Raw genomic sequence first — 20413 nt, 5'->3', positions numbered from 1 at the left:
TAGGGACGCTCCAAGAAGGAAACCTTGACCGCCAATTGTTTTTCCTAAGAACGGGGAGGTTTCACTTATTGGCGCAAGAAGTGGAATTGTGCATCCAACTGCTAAAATTTCATATACTAGCAGATACTCCTTTAAGAGGAAGCTCAACTACTAAACGCAAAGGGATCAAGCTGAAGTTTTCCCGGAAGCAGTTGCGCTTCATGTGTTTTTTCAGTATCCCTGCACTTTTAACCTACAAAAGCAATCCCCTAAGGCAATTAACATCGAAATCAAATGATTATCCCCTATTAAAATCAACTATTAAACTATTTCACTTTCATATATCTTTCATATACTATCATATCTTTTTATAGTAAGGGGGAAAAAAGAATGCAATCAACTTGTATCTTAGAAGTTAATGGTCAATTCTTTTTAGTCACTGAAATTGATGACGTAGCTACACTTAGAATCCGTATTTCATCTATATTAGCAACAACTTTAATAGGTTTAGGATTCCCAGTCTGCGGCGAATAAACCATTTTCCCACTATTTTGGGTATCCCAATATAGTGCATACTCTTTAGCTAATATAATCAGATGTTATCGGCAAGTGAAAAGGGGTCTTCTTTATGAAGACCCCTTTTTACTGCTTATTCAACTAAAGACCCTTAAATCAAAGCTAAACAAAAGTCTTTGGTTAATCCGGCATGATTATATGGCTGTTTTAAGGTACCCAACTGTGAAAATATCAACGGAATATCATCCATATTGGCGTTTAAACAATGTTCTCTAGTGCGAAATAGGTAACCACTTTTAGAGTGTACTAGCAACCCTTCATAACACGTATTTGTGCAAAATCAAACCGTGCAGGAAGGAAAGGGTCGCGCTATTAAGTGGTAAAGCTCATGATCCTTATCCCGCTTTCAAGAAGGAAGGATTGCGTTTTATCGTGCTTGAACACACATATTCAACTATTACATATGCAAGGACATTAAGAAGATTCTCTCGGTAATATTTTTTCGCTCATTAACCGTTTCCGCTACCTTTTTCACTTGGCTAACGTTATCCTATGAAAATGGGATTCCTTATAATAAGTACAATTCATAGATTGCGTTAAGAAAGCCAGCGGCAGGCAAGTTTGGCTTTCGGATAAGCCGTAAGCGTTTCATCAGAAGCTCCATCTGCTTTTATAAGATTAATGTTCCTTCATTTAGGCAAGTTGTCTGTGATCCATTGCCAGCAGCTTGTGGTGGCGAAGCGAGCGTTTGAAGTAGTAACTAAAATAGGTTTGGTGGAACTGATGTTTTGGAATGAATTTATCAGATAGTGGCTAGGAGTGTACTTTTGGAATGTGGACGTTGCTTGATTGTAATATAGTATAGGCAGGGGGGATAATTATGTATGTAAGTCAATCCAGGGATCATGAAGTAATTGCAAAATTAAATCGAAATGTTCACAATCTGCATGCAAAACTATATCCTAAGTATTTTAAGGAATATAATTATAATGCAATGAAAGAAACTTTTAAAAATTTGGTTGAAAATGATAATTTTGTTTTTCTAGTTTTAAAAGATCATGAAGTGCCAATTGGTTACGCATGGATTGAAATTAAAAACTATCCTGAAAGTGCTTTTAAAAATGAGTATAAATCAGTATATGTGCATCAGCTTAGTATCGTTGAAGGTCAAACCCATAAAGGTTACGGTAAAAAACTAATGAATGAGGTCTATGATATTGCTAAAAAGAATGATATAGATTTAATAGAACTGGATTATTGGTTTGAAAACATGGCAGCAAAAGAGTTTTATAAGAAACAAAATTTTAAAAAGTATAGGGAGTTTGCATTCAGACAGTTGTAAATCCTTTGTAACTCAATTCAAGAGGTTGAAGGAATTAATAAAAACCCCGATTCGGGGTTTTTTTAATTAATATCTTAACATTCGCCTCGAATAACTGGGGGGTTGAGGAACTCCGCAAACAAAACTTTGTGAATAACACTCTTTTACGATACTTCGGGTTTGCGGTATATAGGTGTTGAAGTGTTTATTCACGGTTGTTGTATGTGTCGGGTGAAAAACCGGAATAACAGTGTTAATGACATTGGTTTTAACATATTGCTTGGTCGGGGAGGTTTGAGATGGACTATATTGAGTGGGCATTCTGTGAGGTGGGCAATATTGTGGTGGACATTGACCGCCTTTCGGATGCCCCCAGGGCTTATTATACATGTAAACACCTCCTGGGATTTTTTTGAAAGTCATTATTAGTTTATGAAAATAAATGATAAAGGGACTGGTATAAATGCCTTTATCATTTATTACGGGCGTATCAGATCCTTCAATCATTTTCAAAAAAAATGAATAAACATTAATTTACCGAATTCGCTTAATCGCTGCACGAACAAATGACTCGTGTCTTTTCCGCCAGTTATTTTCCTTGCTTTTTTCCAAGCCCCATTCGGGAAATGTAGATAACCGGAATGCGGCAAATAATTGCCAGAAGGGTAGGTTTGTAAAATTCACCTCTGGCATCATGGATTTATATTGTATGGTGAAATCATTCATCGCTTGCATTCCAAAATGATATAAAATTTCGAGTTGACTATTGGCAAGGTCAGTCAAAGGGTCCCCTAAACCTGAGTCTTCCCAATCTATTATGGAAACTAGTTTATCCTCTTTCCATAATATATTTCCTGGCCAATAATCACCATGAAGGATCACTTCCTTATTCATGGAGGGTAGCGGCATGGAGGATTTCAGCAGATCTCTAATCAAGCTCAAATTTAATGTTTCGTCCAGGATTACCCTATCTTTATTATTTAACATTTCTACATATGTATTTTCCAGTTTAGGCATAAATGATAAAGATAAATCTGCACAATTAACACGATGGATTTTTGCTAGATTGATTGCCGATTGCAAGATATGATCATTAAGATTTGAGGGGGTGAATTCTGACTTACCCTCAATAAACTCGATAAGTATGCATGGCTTGGAAAATATCTCGCAGGATTGCTCAAAGTAATAGGGCATTGGTACAGGCAAACCGGCAGCTTTCAATATCCCTAAGAGCTTGTGTTCATATGAAGCAATATGTGGATTCCGTTTCAAGTCATTATCACCATGCTGACGAACGATCATTTTTACGATCCGCCCTGACGATTGTAATATTTCCAGTCCTGTCACATTTGCAGAAATTCCGCCCATTAATTCCCATGCGCGAATTAGCTTGTTTCCTTGATCCAACTTTTTAACTAATTGTTCAAACTTATCATATTCATTTATCATACTTATCTCTCCTTTTAGAATCCCTACAATGTAAAAAATTCAAAGAATCCATTTAGCAGTTTTTATAAATGAACCCAATACCTTGTTACACACGTAATTAATCTAAACAAAGTGGGGTGTGCTGACATTGAAAAATAGAAAAATATAAGGCGGAAACTACGAAAGGGACGCTACTAATATAATATTAGTGGAAACGGCAAACCAAATATAGTTTTAATTAACGGTGGTTCCGGCCCGATAGACGGTTGGATGAAAATACTGCCGGCAATTTCGGAGTCATCATCAGTATTTTCCTATAATCGTTTTGGTGTTGCTGGCAGCGATAAACTTAAGGTAAGCCAAGACGGGTTGAATATTGTTAACACTTTACGTGAAGCATTAACAAGCGTGGGATTTGAATCTCCATTCTTATTGGTTGGACATTCGCTAGGAGGCCTATATGCTAATTTATATGCTCGCCTTTACCCGAATGAAGTAGCTGGAATTGTTTTTTTAGAATCCAGTACCAAAAGATTCAGCCTTAATGAATATCAAGGCAAGGCAGTAAAAACCATTAATGAAATGTTCAAAGTGTTTGATTCCTTGTCTTCACATAAACAATTCAATGAAGTAAACTTTGTGGAAAAAACGATTAATCAAATCCATCTAACTGATACATTTCCCGAAATACCTGTACTTTGTCATTACTGGTGGACAAGAAAATCGAATGATGCCAGAGGAAGCTCGAAAAAAAAAACGACTTGAGAATCAATTTGGAATTACTTTCATTGACAAGAAACAGCAAACACATTGTCGCTGAAAAGAGTGGACATTTTCCGCAAATATCAGAACCGACTATAGTGATTGACTCAATTAAAGAGTGCGCAGAAGCGATAAATAAAACAAACCAAAAACCGATAAATTTGTGTTAATGTTGACTTTTTTTAATATCCCTCAATCTTCTTGTTCCTTTGATTATAGATGGCTTATTCTCCAAAAATTCCTGATGCGAAAGTAAAAAAATAGAAAAGTCTTTTTCAAAGAATTCCCGTCCATTGGGCGAATATCATCATATAATGCCACTACACCTTTAGGGGGTGTATTTTTTTTTTGAGAACGGCAGAATTTCTTTGATCCGATAGTTATGTGTACAAGCATTTGTTAATACGTAACATAAGATTAATAGAGGTGATAGAAATGGTGAAAGTATTTATTGATCCCGGCCATGGCGGTACGGATCCAGGCTCGGTCGGGAATGGATTGAGAGAAAAGGATTTAACTTTATCCATTGCAACCCGAATCAAAGACATCTTATTGATAGAATATAATAACGTTTCTGTGAAAATGAGCAGGACCCAAGATACCTACCCCTCCTTAAACGATCGTACGAATGCAGCGAACGCGTGGGGGGCCGACTTTTTTCTCTCCATCCACATTAATGCCGGCGGCGGAACCGGGTACGAGGATTACATTTATACGTCCACTAACCAGATAACGAAAACGTATCAAGATCATATTCATTCAGAGGTCATGAAGCTTATCAACATCCAGGACAGAGGACAAAAAACAGGAGATTTACATGTACTCCGCGAAACGGACATGCCTGCACTCCTGACTGAAAATGGATTTATCGATAATGTAAATGACGCAGCAAAGTTGAAAACGTCATCCTTTATCGAATCACTGGCTCGCGGACATGTAAACGGTTTAGTTAAATGCTTCAATCTAACTAAGAAAAGTACAGCTATATACCACACTGTCGTTAGTGGGGATACAGTATATTCCTTAAGCAATTCTTATGGCAGTACGGTTCAGCAAATTAAAGATTGGAACGGTCTTGACAGCCAGTACACCATTACGGTTAACCAGAAACTGCGGGTGAAATGAAATAATTAATAATTATTTATACCTTCCAGAAGCACACCACACAGTAAGCCCTTCTCAAAAAGAGTGGGGCCTTTTTGATTCAGAAAATATACATGTAATGAAAAACTCTACATTAAGCCGTCCTGATTCGGTCCTTCCGTATGTAAGGTATGCCTTTTTTTATGGGCTGACACAAATTTAAATGGATTTTATGTAAAGACAAATAAAAGAACAGTACTAAAAAGCACAAACCATGATGGCTTGTACCTAAAATGCAACAGCAATTAAGTTGATAAAAACTGTAAGAATTGAATCTATGTATGGCTGCTCATTATTCATTTATTTTACTTTCTTTCCGTAAGAAACCCTCGAGTTAAATATTAATCGTATATTTTAATGGCTTGAACCACTTTTCCTAAAATACGGACTCTATCATTTTTTATGTTATAGGTTTTTTCTTCATAAAAAGGATCCGTGCTGCAGGGAGTGAGTATGATGTTTTCTTCATTGATTCTCACTTTTTTGACCGTAGCATCGTGCCCATTTACCAAGACCACTCCAATTTTCCCGTTATCAAGGTAGGTTGTTTTTTCAACGAGAATCAATGATCCGTCTCTGAATTCTTTATTCATGCTATTGCCATTCACTCTAAGGAAAAAATATTCTTTATCCGATTTAAGCATCGAATTTAATGTCGGCATATACGCTTCTATATATTCGTTGGTGAAATTAGGCTCTCCAGCGGGGATATTTCCGTAGACACCAATTAATCTTACATTTTTTTCATTTAGGAATTCCATTCCAGGATTATTTCTAACGATAGGCGCTCCTTCAATGAGGTGGGATAGCGGTATTTCAAAACAAGTGGACATCATGCTCAATTTATCCATTAAAGGTTTATTCCGTCCGGATTCCCAAGCTGATACTGCCGTAGGAGCTACTTTTAATACTTTTGCCAAATCTTCTTGTGTCATTTTTCTTTCTTTTCTTAACATTTTAATCCGTTCACCAATGTGCATATTTCTTCACCTCTTACTTGAATATACACTATGAGTGAAAGTGAGTAAACGAAAAGTGCGTGAATTTTGCGAAAAAATGTTGGTAACTATACTTCAAGTGTGATATTATTTTTTTAGATAGGGGGTGACAAGATATGACAAGCGTTAAGTTCACACTTAAACAAGCCAGGAAGTATAAAGGATTAACTCAAGATGAAATGGCTAAAGTGCTGAAGATGGCCAAGAGGACTTACATTGACTATGAGCAATATAAGATTCCTTTGCGAATCGATAAGGCTTATTTATTTGCTGAATGTGTAGGATTCTCGATTGACGATATCATTTTTTTTGACCCTGACCTACACTTTAAATGTAGTTAAAGCTTCAATTGAACCAGCATTTCCTCAACAGAGTGGCCATTTGAATCCATACAATCCTGACTTCCATAGGACAAGATTCAAGTAACGATGGAAAGGGGGGAACAAAGAGGAAAGGGAAAATAATTCTTTTGAAGTTGCATAGGAGCTGCTGACATTAGAACATTTGTAAAATACGTGTATGGAGTAAAAGGTGTACAAATCCAATCTTCTTGTGCAAATATACGATTGCTACTGAGATTCCAATAATGACAGCCAATTGCTGTTAAAGAAAATTATTTACTTAATGTATAGGGCGGACTTCTGAACACCATGAATAGGAGCAAATGGACAATGGCAAATTCGAAGGAAAAGTTTATCTGGATGAACAAGCCCTTATCCTATGCAGGATAAGGGCTTGTTCTCTATTTTCGTGAATTGGCAGCATTCCGTTTTCCCCAAAGCACGTCTTCATAAAATGAAAAAGACCGCATACATAAATGAATGGAAGGCAAATCTTCATACTTTTTCTCTATTATCAATGAAACTTCTTCTAGTTTTTTTCTCCCATCTTTATGAAGATAGCAGGTAATGGTATGCAAAAGTACAATTATATACTAATGAAGGCTTTGGAAGCTGGGCATTGGTAATTGGATGAGTTCAAAAAAATTCCAGATGATATTGGAGGAGATAACCCTTGAAAAGGAATGTAATCAATTATGTCGTTTTTCTTGTCCTCATTCTAACCATATTATTTATGGCAAAGCCAGACATTTCCTCAGCAGGAAAATTGAAACCGCCCTCAGAAACTTTCAGTCCAGGGGATTGGTTTCTTGGAAGTATTCCTCCCAATCTTGATACAAACAAACCACCGATCGTGTTTGTTCAAGGGAAAAACGGCAGTTCAACCAGCTGGTATGGCGAAACGGAATATCATGGTGTCAATGATATGTATACCAAAGCGTATGAAGCTGGCTACCAAACGGTTTTTGTTCAGCTTCATGATTCAGCTGGAAATGGGTCAGTGAGCCAATATGCCAATGGAAGGCTTTTAGCTCAAATGCTTTCAGAAATCAGTAACCATTTCGGGGGCAAAAAAGTAAATATTATAGCTCACAGCAAAGGGGGCCCAGACACCCAAGCGGCTCTAGTCCACTATGGAGCACACCAATATGTTGGAAGGGTGATCACTTTAGCTTCCCCACATCATGGTTCTCACTTAGCTGATTTGGCTTATAGCTGGTATGCGGGCTGGCTTGGTTCCTTATTAGGTCAAAAAGATGAGGGAACTTATTCTTTACAAGTTGGTAAAATGGCTGAATTTCGTTCTGTCACGGATAACCATATCAACTCTCGTAAAAACTTGTATTTCACTGTGGCAGGTATGAACAGAGGCCCGGTACTATCAGCCTTATCAATGGGGGGACAATATTTATCATCATATGGGGAAAATGATGGACTGGTGAATGTATGGAGTACAAAAATACCCTATGCAACACATTTATTTACGGATCCCAACTTTGATCACGACAATATTCGAGTTGGCTCAGCTGTATTTTCAAGAATTGAACCCTATTTAAAAAGCACATCCACCGCTGGGATTCCTGCATATCATGTTAATTATAAAGAACGAGTTGAAGATGATGTCATTACAACAGCACTCGCTCAAACCGTTCTGGGTGATGTCCTGAAACAAAATGTCTGGGTCGAACAAAGCTTCCATGTAAATGAAGCTGCCCCAGGTAATATAAGCATATATACAGCCTCAAATGATGTCGAGGTTGAATTGATTTCTCCATCCAATAAAAAGTATTCACCTTCCTTAAAGGTTCATTCAGCCAAAAATGAAACTTCCTTTTTTAATGGTGCAACCATCCAATCATTCTACAGAAATAACCTTGAAATTGGTGACTGGAAAGTACGAATGAAGACTAAATCGCCAAAAGACGCCTTCCTGTTCACAGCACAATTTAACGAAAAGAATCCCATTACAATAAGTATGGCCGGTAAAGTTAAGCAAAAAGATGCAAAATTTTTAATAAAGAATCCAATGAATGATAAAAAAAGACCAATCAGTACAACATTTTTGGTTCATCTGATAGATGAAACCGGTAATGAAATTAGTGAAAAAAACTCAATTAAGGCAATGGATACTGAAAATTTTACTGGCACCCTTCCAGAAGTACCTAAGTCAGGTGTTTATAATTTAACAATAGATGTTAAGGAAAAAAATGTGGATGGTACTGAAAGAACCCGGACGCTGATTCGTTCGGTCTATATTGAGAAATAGCGAAATGCCTTCTCTTAGTTGAGGAGGCATTATTTTGATGGTAGGGGTAACTAGGGAGATGGTAATTCAGCCAATGGAAACAGCCAGGTCGTAATTACTTATTGAAGTATTAATTCAATGGGTCTCTGATGGATATGGTTGGAAGTTTGTTATCGGGGGAAAAAAATATATGTATTTTTTTCCCTGCACTTGCAAATGGTTGTCAACAAGTGCAGATTCAACAGTGGAATGACTTGGTCGGTCTAAACCTTATTAAAGTGGGGATTTTAAATCCTCTTTTTTTTATTTCAATGAGCTTTTTCCAAAGTATCATATTACGAGAAAGGCGATAGTAACTTTCATCCCTTATAAAGGATGTTTAAATTCGCATGAAACTAGATTCTATTAAAAAATATTTCAATATCTACTCTTCCATATGCATATTGAGAGAATTCTGGACATAAATTAAACAAACAAAAAAAGCGCGGGAAGCGCTTTTAGTGTATTTGTCTATATAAGCCTATTACTTTTCCAAGTATCGAAACATCTCGTAAAATAATTGGTTCCATATTTGAGTTCTCAGGCTGAAGCCTTATGTAATCCGGTTCCTTAAAGAATCGTTTTACAGTGGCTTCATCATCTTCCGTCATCGCCACGACGATATCTCCATTATTGGCACTGCTTTGTTGTTTCACGATGACATAATCTCCATCATGAATTCCTGCTTCTATCATACTTTCACCCATGATTTCCAGCATGAATACATGGTCATCATGTGGAACCATGCTTTCGGGAAGCGGAAAGTATTCTTCAATGTTCTCAATGGCCGTTATCGGCATGCCCGCTGTTACTTTTCCAAGTAACGGCACGTTCACGACATTGACTTTGGGAATATTGTTCGCTTCCTCCAAATTCATTATTTCAATGGCCCTTGGCTTGGTTGGGTCACGTCTAATAAGGCCTTTACTTTCCAAGCGGGATAAATGTCCGTGTACTGTTGAACTTGATGCAAGTCCCACTGCTTCGCCAATCTCCCGTACGGAAGGCGGATACCCTTTTTGGCGGACCTCTTCTTTAATGAAATCAAGAATATCTTGCTGCCGTTTTGATAGTTTTGTCATTTGTGCACCTCTTCCCCAATGTTCTTTGCTACATTATAGCATGGCCCCCATCTCTATACAAACATAAGTTCGAATTTGTTGTTGACTGAAACAAACGTTCGTATTATAATTTGATCATAACATACGAACGAACATTCGCTTTGGAGGGATTATTATGAAAAAATTATACAAAAATTATATTTATACGATTCTATTAGCGGGATCAGTATTCATCTTTTCAATTTTATTCTCTTGTACATTGAACAATGATCAAAAAAAGGATTTCCTTTCTATAGAAGTAAGCGAGGGTGACACCCTATGGGGAATTGCCGAAGAATATGAAGAATCAAATTTGACAAAAAAAGAATTCATTGGTTGGATAGAAGAGAATAATGGAGTCAGCGCGGATTCGATAAAGCCTGGACAAGTCATTGTCATACCTGTTAAAGGGGAAGAACTTGTCCAGAATTTGGCCAGTGAGCAGTAAGTAGTAAAGGTAGGGTATTATGAAGGCGGTAATCTATTGTAGGGTCAGCACCGAAAAAGAGTCACAGGAAACATCATTGGCAAGGCAGGAAGATGAATTAGTCAAATTGGCTGAAAAGATGGATGTGGAAGTTGTTTCCATTATAAAAGAACAGGCAAGTGGTTATGAGTTGAATCGGGATGGCATTTTTGACATGCTCGAATTATTTAAAACCAAAGAAGCTGAAGTGCTATTAATCCAGGATGAAACAAGACTGGGAAGAGGGAATGCCAAAATAGCCCTTTTCCATGTCATCCTTAAAGAAGATGTGAAAATTTATACTCTCTCACACGATGGGGAGCTGGAGTTATCGGATTCGGATGCCATGGTCATTCAGATAGTGGGCATTGTAGAAGAATATCAAAGGAAACTACATAATCTTAAAATAAAGCGCGGAATGATGAGAGCCGTTGAAAAAGGGTACCGTCCTCAAAAAAATCTTCAGAATCAAAGGAATTCCACTGGAAGGGACCGTATGGAGATTCCTATTGAAGAAATTATTAAACTGCGTGCCAATGGGTTAACATTCTCAGAAATCGCAGCCACATTAAGGGGCTTTGGATACAATGTATCTAAGGCTACTGTGAACAGGCGTTTTCTCGAACATCAAATGAATACAAAGGAAAGTAAATCATAGAACTTGTAATTTCGCTTTTTTTTTAATACCATGACAATATCCGCAGATTATGAAGGAGCGAAATTATGTTATCAAAAGAAAAAATAGCCCGTATAAATGAACTTTCTAAAAAGGCAAAGGGTGAAGGCTTGACGGAAGTTGAAGCGAAAGAGCAAACCCAATTGAGAAGTGAGTATTTGGAAACATTCAGAAAATCCATGTCCGACACGTTGGAGCATGTGAAAGTCGTGGATCCAGAGGGTAATGACGTCACTCCTCAAAAGATAAAAAATATAAAAGAAAAACGAAATTTACATTAATGCTTGGATTCTTCTGATGGAATATTCCATTTGAGGATTCTTTGGCATTTTGGAGTAAAAAGAAAGTGCATTCATGTATGTATTCTCCTATTTAGTTTAATCTAAATAGGTGACTTCTTATTCCTAGAAAATTGTAATATTGGGGCATTAAATAGTGATTTTAGTTGTGATATTATGCTTGTCACTATAATATAAAGAGGTACATTACAGGAAGGGATGTTTTTACAATATGTTAGATAAATTAGATGCACTTTCTATCAATACGATTCGTACATTATCAATTGATGCAATTGAAAAGGCTAATTCCGGCCATCCGGGTATGCCAATGGGTGCAGCGCCAATGGCGTATAAACTATGGACCCAATATATGAACCATAACCCGAAAAATCCAGATTGGTTTAATAGAGATCGCTTTGTTCTTTCAGCTGGACATGGTTCTATGCTGTTATACAGCCTTCTTCATTTATCAGGCTATGGCTTATCTATCGATGATTTGAAAAGCTTCCGTCAATGGGGCAGTAAAACTCCAGGACATCCTGAATTCGGACATACGGCTGGTGTGGATGCAACTACCGGGCCGCTTGGACAAGGTATCGCAATGGCAGTCGGAATGGCAATGGCAGAACGTCACTTGGCAGAAAGCTATAACCGCGATTCTTATAATGTGGTCGATCATTATACATATAGCATTTGTGGAGATGGAGATTTAATGGAAGGTGTTTCTGCAGAAGCCGCTTCATTAGCTGGACATCTACAACTGGGAAGACTTGTTGTTTTATATGATTCTAATGATATTTCCCTTGACGGCGACTTAAGTCAATCATTTAGTGAAAGCGTAGCAGACCGGTTCAAATCTTATGGATGGCAATATATCCGCGTTGAGGATGGCAATGATCTTCAGGAAATTGCTAAAGCGATTGAAGAAGCGAAAACCGACGAAGCACGCCCAACATTAATCGAAGTGAAAACGGTTATCGGTTACGGTTCACCAAATCGTTCAGGTAAATCTGCCGTTCACGGCGCTCCGCTTGGTGCAGATGAGCTTAAATTGACAAAAGAAGCATACAAATGGACATTCGAAGAGGACTTCCATGTACCTGAAGAAGTGTATTCACACTTCAATGAAGCTGTTGTTGATGCAGGAGCTCAAAAAGAAGAAGCTTGGAATGAATTATTTAAAAATTACAAAGAAGCACATCCTGAGTTAGCACAGCAATTAGAGCTTGCAATTAAAGGTGAACTGCCTGCTGAATGGGATCAGGAAATTCCAGTCTATGAAGAAGGTAAGACATTAGCTTCCCGTGCTTCAAGTGGGGAAGTACTGAATGCGATCGCCAAAAAGGTCCCTAGCTTCATTGGGGGTTCTGCGGATTTAGCCGGGTCTAATAATACTGCCATTAAAGGTGAGACAGATCTATTACCTGGTAATTACAGTGGCCGTAATATATGGTTCGGTGTACGTGAATTCGCTATGGGTGCGGCTTTAAATGGAATGGCACTTCATGGTGGCTTAAAAGTATATGGAGGAACATTCTTCGTATTCTCTGATTATCTACGTCCTGCCATAAGAATGGCAGCACTGATGGGACTGCCTGTTAATTATGTGTTCACCCATGACAGCATTGCTGTAGGGGAAGACGGACCGACTCATGAGCCAATCGAACAATTAGCATCATTGCGCGCAATGCCTAACCTAGGGGTAATCCGTCCAGCTGATGGCAATGAAACGGCAGCAGCCTGGAAAGTGGCTATGGAGTCTACAAATAAACCAACTGCTCTTGTACTGACTCGTCAAGGATTGCCAACAATAAAAGGCACTTCCGAAACTGCGTATGAAGGTGTTTCAAAAGGTGCTTACATCATCTCTGCTTCTAAGAAAGAAGTAGCCGATGCATTACTTCTTGCGACTGGTTCCGAAGTGAACTTGGCTGTGGAAGCACAGGAAGCTTTAGCGAACGAAGGAATTGATGTTGCGGTAATCAGCATGCCATCATGGGACCGATTTGAAACTCAATCAAAAGAATATAAACAAAGCGTAATCAATCCGGCAGTGAAAAAACGTTTAGCTATCGAAGTGGCTTCACCGTTTGGCTGGGATCGTTATGCAGGTGATGAGGGTGAAATATTGGCCATCAATCATTTTGGAGCTTCTGCACCAGGCGGTAAAATCATGGAGGAATTCGGTTTCACTGTAGAAAATGTAGTTGCTCTTGTTAAAGAAATGCTTAAATAACAATAATGCGGAACTGACACCAACTAGATTGGTGTCAGTTTTTTTATCAAAAGAATCCTATTATATATTGAATGTGCTTCTATACTAAAGGAAATCTTCCATTCGACAAAAAAAGAAGAAAATTTCTCCAGCAAACAACATATCTTTTTTGTTTGTCAATATATAATGAGAATAAATAAATTTCGTTTAAATGTGTCAGTTAAAGGGGAAAGTCATCAATAGTGGAAAATAGTGGACAGGGTGCTGGTGGTTAGATGTTTCGTACCAAAATAGGAAAGCTAGGAGGCATTGGCTGATGAGAACCTATCAAATTTATTTAATCGAAGATGAATTTGCCCATCATTATTATGGAAGAGAAAAGCTATTTTTCAATTTGTTTTTGGAATATATTCAAGCAAGGGGCAGACTAAAGAGTATTTTGCAAAAACAAATCGAATATGTCACCAAAAAAGTCCCGATTATCCAGTTGCAGTTAGCTATTGAACAACGTTTGCAAAAAAAGATGAATTATTGGACTCAAAATGGAAAATACTATTTAGAAAAAACAAACGGATCAAGTAAAGCCGTTTTAATCATTCAGAATGATTCCATTACTCTTGAAGCTGAAGGAGACTATGAAGCGGAAACGGCTTTCTTTGAAAGTATTCGAAAATATGAAGCGAGTTTTCTGGCCATTGATTTTGAACATGAAAAATACGGTTGGTTAAAACCGATAAAAGAAAGAAAATTTGTCTAAATGGGGGACTTTTCGGTAGCGGGTATTGTATAATAACCTTTGGTCTAGTACACTGATGTTAGACAACATGAAGGAGGAAATAGTATGTGGGTTTACATTCTAGTTGGCGTACTGGCATTGATTGCTGGAGTAGTGCTGGGATTTTTCATCGCTCGTAAATACATGATGGATTACTTAAAGAAAAATCCGCCAATTAACGAACAAATGTTGAAAATGATGATGATGCAAATGGGTATGAAACCATCCCAAAAGAAAATTAATCAAATGATGAGCGCCATGAATAAACAACAAACAAAATAAGATAGCATGAAACCTTGATATATCAATGTTCTTGGAAGATTGGATGCAAAATTTTATATAATATCGAAATGGATTTAATCTGAATCCTTCTACCGATTTTATATAAAATTTTGGTTTATCTTTCATTTTTGTTTCTTAAGCCACTTTTTCTGAATGAATGATCCAGAAAAGGTGGTTTTTGTTTTGGAATTGGAATGGTAAATGGTAAGGTAAGTCCTCAATCTATGTGAGGGCTTTTTTATTTGGAAAGTAAATACGCCAAAAAATTATACTTGTCCACACTTTCTATCAAAAGATGCATATACAGTATTAAGGAGGGTGGTTAGAATGATAAAAGATATTGTAAAAATATGTAAGGTGTGTTTTCCTATATGTGAACTTAAATTTGAACACAAATGTAAATTTAAAGACAACAAATGGGAATCAAAATTCAAATTGAAATCTAAATGTAAAAAGTAATAAATCTTTTCTATTAATCTTTTATTTAAGCGCAAAACCAATAATGAGTTATTGAATATAAAATTGATTAAAGTAATCATCCGAGTAATCGGGTGTTTTTTATTTGAATGTTTGTTTAAATAAAAAAAACATTCATGAAGAAAGAATGGATTTGTTGTCAATTTAGTGTATCTATAATTAAGGTTTAAATATTATCACCGAGTCTTACATTAAGGCTCATTAACTTGGGCAATATTAAAAGCGTAAAGTGGGGATTTCACTGCAATACTAAATCGGTCAAATATAGTGGAGGAAGCAGTTGAGGTTTTTGAGTTGACTTTTTCAACTGTAAATATTAATATTACAGTAATCTCCTTGAGGAGGATACGTAAAGTGAATAGTGATTTTACAATAGCTGTGCATAGTTTGGTCTATTTAGCTTATCTACCAGATCATATGGCAAGCAGTGAGTCCATCGCAGAAAACGTTTGTACAAACTCGGCTAGGATTCGGAAAATGATGAGCAGCTTAAGAAAAAAGGGATTTGTTAAGACTAAAGAAGGTGTGGGCGGAGGCTATATTCTAGACTGTAACCCTGAAGAGGTAAGTTTGGCGGATATTTATATAGCGGTCTCACATGGAACCCTGAAACCAAAGTGGTGTACAGGTGATCCGGAGAAAAAATGTGTCATATCTTCAAATACCCAGGTAGTCATGGATCAAATATTTGATGAAGCTGAATTATATTTTGAAAAATATTTAGAAGATATAACTCTCAGCACATTTTTGGAAAAAATTAAACAATGTCCGTGATATTGATTTAGTTTTTTCTTTGCACAAAATGTATATTTTATTAATACAGTTAATAACTATAGTTTCAATAATAAACGAACATAAAAGGGGTGCTAAGGAAATGGTTGAAAACAATCTGTTTAAAAATGGGGATTGGGTACAGGGAAAATCAAGAGATGGGGAACTTATCCATGGTTTCGTTGAAACCGTAAGCGATAATCGAGAAATCGTTAAAGTGAATGTAGTTGAAAGCGACAATGAAAAAGCGGTTGGGAAATTGATTTGGATTCCGAGTAAATGGACTGAAAAACTGCCGGATCTAGAAATCAGTAACGAAGCTCATCTTTTGGCCTTAATTGATTTAGCTTTACTTTCTAAAGATGAAACATGGTTTATGGAGTTATCCGGTAAATTGGAATCCATCAAAATCCACCCGAAAATAACTGCCCGGAAATCAGAGGTTCAAATCCCGGGAAATAGAATCGCAAAACTTGATTTTAAATAGATGTGAGTAAAGATCATAAATATTTCGGATAATACAAGGAGGAAATGATCATGACAATAGAACATGTTACAGATGATAATTTTGCTAGTGAAATCAAGGAAGGTTTAGTATTGGTTGACTTTTGGGCCCCATGGTGCGGTCCGTGTAAAATGATTGCCCCAGTTCTTAATGAAATCGATGAGGAAATGGGTAATCAGGTTAAGATCGTTAAACTTAATGTGGATGAAAATTCAGATACGACGAGCGAATATGGAGTGATGGGAATTCCAGCCCTTATTCTATTCAAAGATGGAGAAAAGGTAGATCAAGCTATTGGTTTCCAGCCAAAAGAAGCCATATCGGCATTAATCGCAAAATATGCATGATTATAATCATAATACGCGGATGATATTTAATTAAGGACTTATACCAACCAACAGGGTGGGTAACTAAATGGAGGATTACTAAATGAATTCTAACTATACACCATTATTTGAATCGTTCAATTTAGGAAAGAAATTAGAAGTGAAAAATCGATTGGTGATGGCACCTATGACAAATTTCTCTTCTAATCCTGACGGGACTGTAACCGACGCCGAAGTTAACTATTATGAACGTCGGTCAAGCGGGGTCGGCATGGTTATAACGGCATGTACTTACGTGACGGCTAATGGCAAAGGTTTTCACGGGGAATTTGGCGGAGACCAGGATGAATTGATACCTAGTCTAAGTCGTTTGGCATCAGCGATAAAAGCGAAAGGTGCAAAGGCAATTCTCCAGATCTTTCATGGCGGCCGAGAGGTTCCACCCGAATTGGTAAATGGTGATGTTGTCAGTGCAAGCAACATCCCATCGGAAGGTGAAGGGAAAGCAGTTCCACGACCTCTATCTGAAAAGGAAATAGAATCGATCATATTCGACTTTGGTGAAACCACCAGACGTGCCATTGAAGCGGGATTTGACGGTGTTGAGATTCACGGTGCAAATGGTTACTTGCTACAGCAATTCTTTTCGCCGCATTCGAACCGTCGTGAAGACAAGTGGGGCGGTTCTCTTGAAAAGCGCCTGACTTTTCCATTAGCGGTTGTGGATGAAGTGAAAAAGGCGGTTGCCAAACATGCCAAGGATCCGTTCATCGTAGGTTACCGTTTTTCACCGGAAGAACCGGAAACACCAGGAATCACCATGGATGATACACTTGCATTAATTGATGGGCTTGTAACAAAGGATCTGGATTATCTTCATGTTTCATTAATGGATTTCTGGTCGAAAGCAAGACGGGGAACCGACGTTGACCGACCTCGGATAGAGATCATTAAAGAACGTATCGGAGATCAAGTTCCATTAATTGGGGTTGGTTCCATCTATACAGCAGATGATGCGATCAAAGCATTGCAATCGGGGGTTCCGTTAATAGCATTAGGGCGTGAAATCATAATTGATCCTGAATGGGTACAAAAAGTGGAACAAGGCAGGGAAGCTGAAATCGTGACCAAAATAAACAAAGAAAATCAGCAGCAACTTGATATTCCAGACCCATTATGGCAAGCAATCATCCACTCTCCAGGATGGTTTCCGGGGATTGAATAAATAAAAGTTCGTAAAAGTACTGATTTGGTTTTTATATAACCCGGTTAAGAAACACATATAAAAGTGTTCTTATCCGGGTTTTTATGTATGGAAAAGTCATTTATATGAATGAGAATCTAAATAGTGATTTTAAATTGAGTCCGAATGAATAACTGAGCATTCTATTTCTAAGCTGATTCGGAATAAAACAGGGGAAAGTTTAGAATTTTTATTGACTAGCACTTAAGCCTCACCGGCAGATACATTCGGAAATTTTGGGCTTTCTTTACGGAACGCGTGGAAAAGGTAGGAAGGACGCTAGTTAACACCAGAAGAGCAACCATTAATTAATGGTTGCTCTTCTGGTGTTACCTTCTTTTTAACAGAATAGCTAATATCAAAGATATTTGTAGAGAAATGATAAGTAAAAGAGACAACATATAATCACTATCTAAAGATGCATCATAGCTAAAGATAAAAAATAAAATTACTGATATGACTAGAATGAAAATGAAATTAATAATAATTTGCCTCATGGTCCCCCCAATCTACCAACAGATCAATAAGACAGCGTTAATGCATATGACTTTTTATCTGTGATTTTCCTATTTTCAAGTGTTAAAAAAAGTAATCGAATTAATGTTTATGAAAGAGTAAATGATTATGTCATCAATCGGGGATTAACAATGTTTAGTATGATCAGTCTAAATATCTATCGTTTGTATACTGAAAGCCATGGGAACAAATTAAAGTACCGTTGATTTTTATTATCCTCAGATTGGATAGTAGCACTTTAACTGTCTCTGAGGGAATATATATAACTTAGTTCTATAAAAAAATAGCGTTTCTTTTGATTCATTGAAGACACACTGGAAATAAAAAAACATGAGGTTATGATCATTCTCGTTATTACTGTACTCTATTATTCCTGAATATGAGTTTTAGTTTTTAGACATGATATTTCAAATTAGGAACTATTGTTTTCAATCCAAGATTTTCTTTTGTAGGAACATAAAGAATAGGATTCGATGGTACTCTATAATTTAATGGCATTATTCCAACTCCTTTGTGAAAATTCCTGTACAAGAGTAAATGCTTAGGTAGTTTACATTTCAATATTGAAACCATCTAATTTAAATTATGGGACAACCTAAGTTCCTATTTCCTCAACAATGTAATCTTTTATTCGAGTTATAAGCTTTGATAACCACTAGAAAAATCTCTGAATAATGGGGATAAAGTAAAAACACGGAGTGGTTATTGCCAACTCCGTGTTTTTCATAATATAGGGATTATAAAACCCAAGCTTCCTTAAAATAGAAAGGAATCAAGAGAGTATGGTCCAGCTCCGGTTAGCGCAACGCCAATCGCCACTGCAAGAATGGCAAGATTATATTCATAACCGTTTTGAGTTGCCCAGTAGCCATTTGCTCCATGGACTTTAACGATCGCAACGAGCATTGTAAGTGCAATTAATATACCTGCAAAGGGTGTAAGGAGACCTAAAGCAAATAACGCTCCGCCAATAAGTTCAGATAGACCGGCAAATAGGGCCATGGTAATTCCTGGCTTCATCCCAATTGAATCAAACCACCCTCCTGTACCTTTCAAGCCATGACCGCCAAACCACCCAAATAATTTTTGAGCTCCATGTCCAACAAACGATAACCCTATTACTATACGTATAACTAATAAACCAATACCAATCATTTATGATTCCTCCTGGAATTTATTTTGAATTAAGATATATTTAATTCGAGATTTGTGTTAAAAAAAACACAGTGATGTTATCTCGAATTAATTTATCTTTAATTAAAGATAATATGTTTTTAGTGATTTGTCAAACATAATTTTTATCATTTTAATTTTAATGATTGCCGTTTAGAAAAAGGATTGAGGATAAATGAAGTTTCCTGGATGAATTTAAAAATAAATACATTTAGGGAGAAAAAACCATTCCTTTTATTTGTAAGGGATATCGCTTAAACGAATAGCTCCATAGTCCATTGATGTCGCAATTAGGGTCTTTAAACGAATGCCCTCCTGCTACATAATCTTACACATAAATTTCACACTGACTCGTGAATTTGGCCACTTACTCAGAGTTTCGCGCTTTAACTCGTGAGTTTTGACACTGTACTCGTGAATTCCACGCATTTACGCGTGAGTTCTGCGTTTACTCGTGAATTCACACGATTTACTCGTGAAATTAGCTGTTTTACTCGTGAATTCTGCACTTTTACTCGTGAATTCCACGCTTTTACTCGTAAATTTCCACTTTTACTCGTGATCATTATATATGAAACTCAATTGAGGCCGCCGACTTGGAAGTACAGCTAAGGAATTGTTTAAGATCCGGCCGCCATTTTTAGATAATCGAAAATACTTCATATGTGGTGTGTAGGGTGCTGCAACGAGGATTAAATAACGTACACAACCGGGTGTCACACTGGGGTAGGAAGTGGTCCGGACGGTTCTTCCGTCTTTGCTGGATCTTCTGCTGTTCTGTTGTGACAAACTATGCTCCGACATCCCGATGTTGATATTGCAAAATGATTCATATGCA

21 protein-coding genes are annotated in these 20413 nt (G+C 37.2%); 16 read left to right on the top strand and 5 right to left on the bottom strand.

The genetic code is table 11. From position 1 onward, the window contains the following. Nucleotides 1-369: 369 nt before the first annotated feature. Both A6755_RS17400 and A6755_RS17395 read left to right on the top strand, forming a co-directional pair. Nucleotides 370-513 (top strand): DUF3956 family protein, encoded by a 144-nt coding sequence (locus tag A6755_RS17400; RefSeq protein ID WP_063591473.1) that lies wholly within the window; start codon nucleotides 370-372, stop codon nucleotides 511-513. An 862-nt stretch (nucleotides 514-1375) separates the two neighbouring features. Further along, nucleotides 1376-1837 carry a GNAT family N-acetyltransferase gene (locus A6755_RS17395; RefSeq protein WP_034312959.1) on the top strand — a complete coding sequence of 154 codons (462 nt, stop codon included), beginning with the start codon at nucleotides 1376-1378 and terminating at the stop codon, nucleotides 1835-1837. A gap of 66 nt (nucleotides 1838-1903) precedes the next feature. On the opposite strand, the gene A6755_RS26245 is transcribed toward A6755_RS17395, so the two are convergent. Together A6755_RS26245 and A6755_RS17390 are read right to left on the bottom strand one after the other, a co-directional pair. Continuing rightward, a complete protein-coding gene (locus A6755_RS26245; protein ID WP_237752174.1) occupies nucleotides 1904-2137 on the bottom strand; it encodes a CotD family spore coat protein in 234 nt (77 codons plus the stop codon). 213 nt (nucleotides 2138-2350) lie between these two features. Next, nucleotides 2351-3265: an aminoglycoside phosphotransferase family protein gene (locus A6755_RS17390; RefSeq protein ID WP_034312956.1), complete on the bottom strand. Its 915-nt coding sequence runs from the start codon at nucleotides 3263-3265 to the stop codon at nucleotides 2351-2353. Between the two features lie 249 nt (nucleotides 3266-3514). Here A6755_RS17390 and A6755_RS17385 point away from each other — a divergent pair, with 249 nt between their 5' ends. Continuing rightward, nucleotides 3515-4009: an alpha/beta fold hydrolase gene (locus A6755_RS17385; RefSeq protein WP_244889686.1), complete on the top strand. Its 495-nt coding sequence runs from the start codon at nucleotides 3515-3517 to the stop codon at nucleotides 4007-4009. Nucleotides 4010-4441: 432 nt separating this feature from the next. Continuing rightward, nucleotides 4442-5131 (top strand): N-acetylmuramoyl-L-alanine amidase family protein, encoded by a 690-nt coding sequence (locus A6755_RS17380; RefSeq protein WP_063591472.1) that lies wholly within the window; start codon nucleotides 4442-4444, stop codon nucleotides 5129-5131. A 359-nt stretch (nucleotides 5132-5490) separates the two neighbouring features. Here the strand turns inward: A6755_RS17380 and A6755_RS17375 are convergent, their stop codons facing one another. Next, a complete protein-coding gene (locus tag A6755_RS17375; protein ID WP_052137445.1) occupies nucleotides 5491-6129 on the bottom strand; it encodes a LexA family protein in 639 nt (212 codons plus the stop codon). 134 nt (nucleotides 6130-6263) lie between these two features. On the opposite strand from A6755_RS17375, the gene A6755_RS17370 reads away from it, so the two are divergent. Further along, nucleotides 6264-6488: a helix-turn-helix transcriptional regulator gene (locus tag A6755_RS17370; RefSeq protein ID WP_034312951.1), complete on the top strand. Its 225-nt coding sequence runs from the start codon at nucleotides 6264-6266 to the stop codon at nucleotides 6486-6488. A gap of 733 nt (nucleotides 6489-7221) precedes the next feature. Beyond that, a complete protein-coding gene (locus tag A6755_RS17365) occupies nucleotides 7222-8754 on the top strand; it encodes an esterase/lipase family protein (RefSeq protein WP_063592595.1) in 1533 nt (510 codons plus the stop codon). A gap of 476 nt (nucleotides 8755-9230) precedes the next feature. Here A6755_RS17365 and lexA read toward each other — a convergent pair whose 3' ends face one another. Then, the gene (gene lexA / locus A6755_RS17355; protein ID WP_034312948.1) at nucleotides 9231-9854 is read right to left on the bottom strand and encodes a transcriptional repressor LexA; all 624 of its coding nucleotides are present in this window, start codon (nucleotides 9852-9854) and stop codon (nucleotides 9231-9233) included. Between the two features lie 154 nt (nucleotides 9855-10008). On the opposite strand from lexA, the gene yneA reads away from it, so the two are divergent. The 10 genes from yneA to A6755_RS17305 all read left to right on the top strand — a co-directional run bounded on the left by yneA (nucleotide 10009) and on the right by A6755_RS17305 (nucleotide 17868). Continuing rightward, nucleotides 10009-10320: a cell division suppressor protein YneA gene (gene yneA / locus A6755_RS17350; protein WP_034312946.1), complete on the top strand. Its 312-nt coding sequence runs from the start codon at nucleotides 10009-10011 to the stop codon at nucleotides 10318-10320. Between the two features lie 19 nt (nucleotides 10321-10339). Continuing rightward, complete coding sequence (locus tag A6755_RS17345; protein WP_034312943.1) at nucleotides 10340-10996, top strand: YneB family resolvase-like protein; 657 nt, start codon at nucleotides 10340-10342, stop codon at nucleotides 10994-10996. A 65-nt stretch (nucleotides 10997-11061) separates the two neighbouring features. Next, the gene (locus A6755_RS17340) at nucleotides 11062-11295 is read left to right on the top strand and encodes a DUF896 domain-containing protein (protein WP_034312941.1); all 234 of its coding nucleotides are present in this window, start codon (nucleotides 11062-11064) and stop codon (nucleotides 11293-11295) included. 229 nt (nucleotides 11296-11524) lie between these two features. Next, the gene (gene tkt, locus A6755_RS17335; protein ID WP_063591469.1) at nucleotides 11525-13528 is read left to right on the top strand and encodes a transketolase; all 2004 of its coding nucleotides are present in this window, start codon (nucleotides 11525-11527) and stop codon (nucleotides 13526-13528) included. A 295-nt stretch (nucleotides 13529-13823) separates the two neighbouring features. Next, nucleotides 13824-14264 (top strand): sporulation inhibitor of replication protein SirA, encoded by a 441-nt coding sequence (gene sirA, locus A6755_RS17330; RefSeq protein ID WP_034312935.1) that lies wholly within the window; start codon nucleotides 13824-13826, stop codon nucleotides 14262-14264. An 84-nt stretch (nucleotides 14265-14348) separates the two neighbouring features. Beyond that, nucleotides 14349-14564: a YneF family protein gene (locus A6755_RS17325; RefSeq protein WP_034312934.1), complete on the top strand. Its 216-nt coding sequence runs from the start codon at nucleotides 14349-14351 to the stop codon at nucleotides 14562-14564. Nucleotides 14565-15395: 831 nt separating this feature from the next. Continuing rightward, nucleotides 15396-15815, top strand: coding sequence for an RrF2 family transcriptional regulator (locus A6755_RS17320; RefSeq protein ID WP_034312932.1), 420 nt, complete (start codon nucleotides 15396-15398; stop codon nucleotides 15813-15815). Between the two features lie 100 nt (nucleotides 15816-15915). Then, the gene (locus A6755_RS17315; RefSeq protein WP_063591468.1) at nucleotides 15916-16299 is read left to right on the top strand and encodes an IDEAL domain-containing protein; all 384 of its coding nucleotides are present in this window, start codon (nucleotides 15916-15918) and stop codon (nucleotides 16297-16299) included. 50 nt (nucleotides 16300-16349) lie between these two features. Next, the gene (trxA, locus tag A6755_RS17310) at nucleotides 16350-16664 is read left to right on the top strand and encodes a thioredoxin (protein ID WP_034312928.1); all 315 of its coding nucleotides are present in this window, start codon (nucleotides 16350-16352) and stop codon (nucleotides 16662-16664) included. A gap of 82 nt (nucleotides 16665-16746) precedes the next feature. Next, nucleotides 16747-17868 (top strand): NADH-dependent flavin oxidoreductase, encoded by a 1122-nt coding sequence (locus tag A6755_RS17305; protein WP_063591467.1) that lies wholly within the window; start codon nucleotides 16747-16749, stop codon nucleotides 17866-17868. Between the two features lie 1290 nt (nucleotides 17869-19158). Here the strand turns inward: A6755_RS17305 and A6755_RS17300 are convergent. Next, on the bottom strand, nucleotides 19159-19557 hold the full coding sequence (locus A6755_RS17300) for a DoxX family protein (RefSeq protein ID WP_034312918.1): 399 nt from the start codon (nucleotides 19555-19557) through the stop codon (nucleotides 19159-19161). Nucleotides 19558-20413 lie beyond the last annotated feature (856 nt).

The sequence above is a fragment of the Peribacillus frigoritolerans genome (assembly GCF_001636405.1).
Classification (GTDB): Bacteria; Bacillota; Bacilli; order Bacillales; family DSM-1321; genus Peribacillus; species Peribacillus frigoritolerans.
Note: the sequence above shows the minus strand (reverse complement) of the source record. Positions and strands in the feature narration are given on the sequence as shown.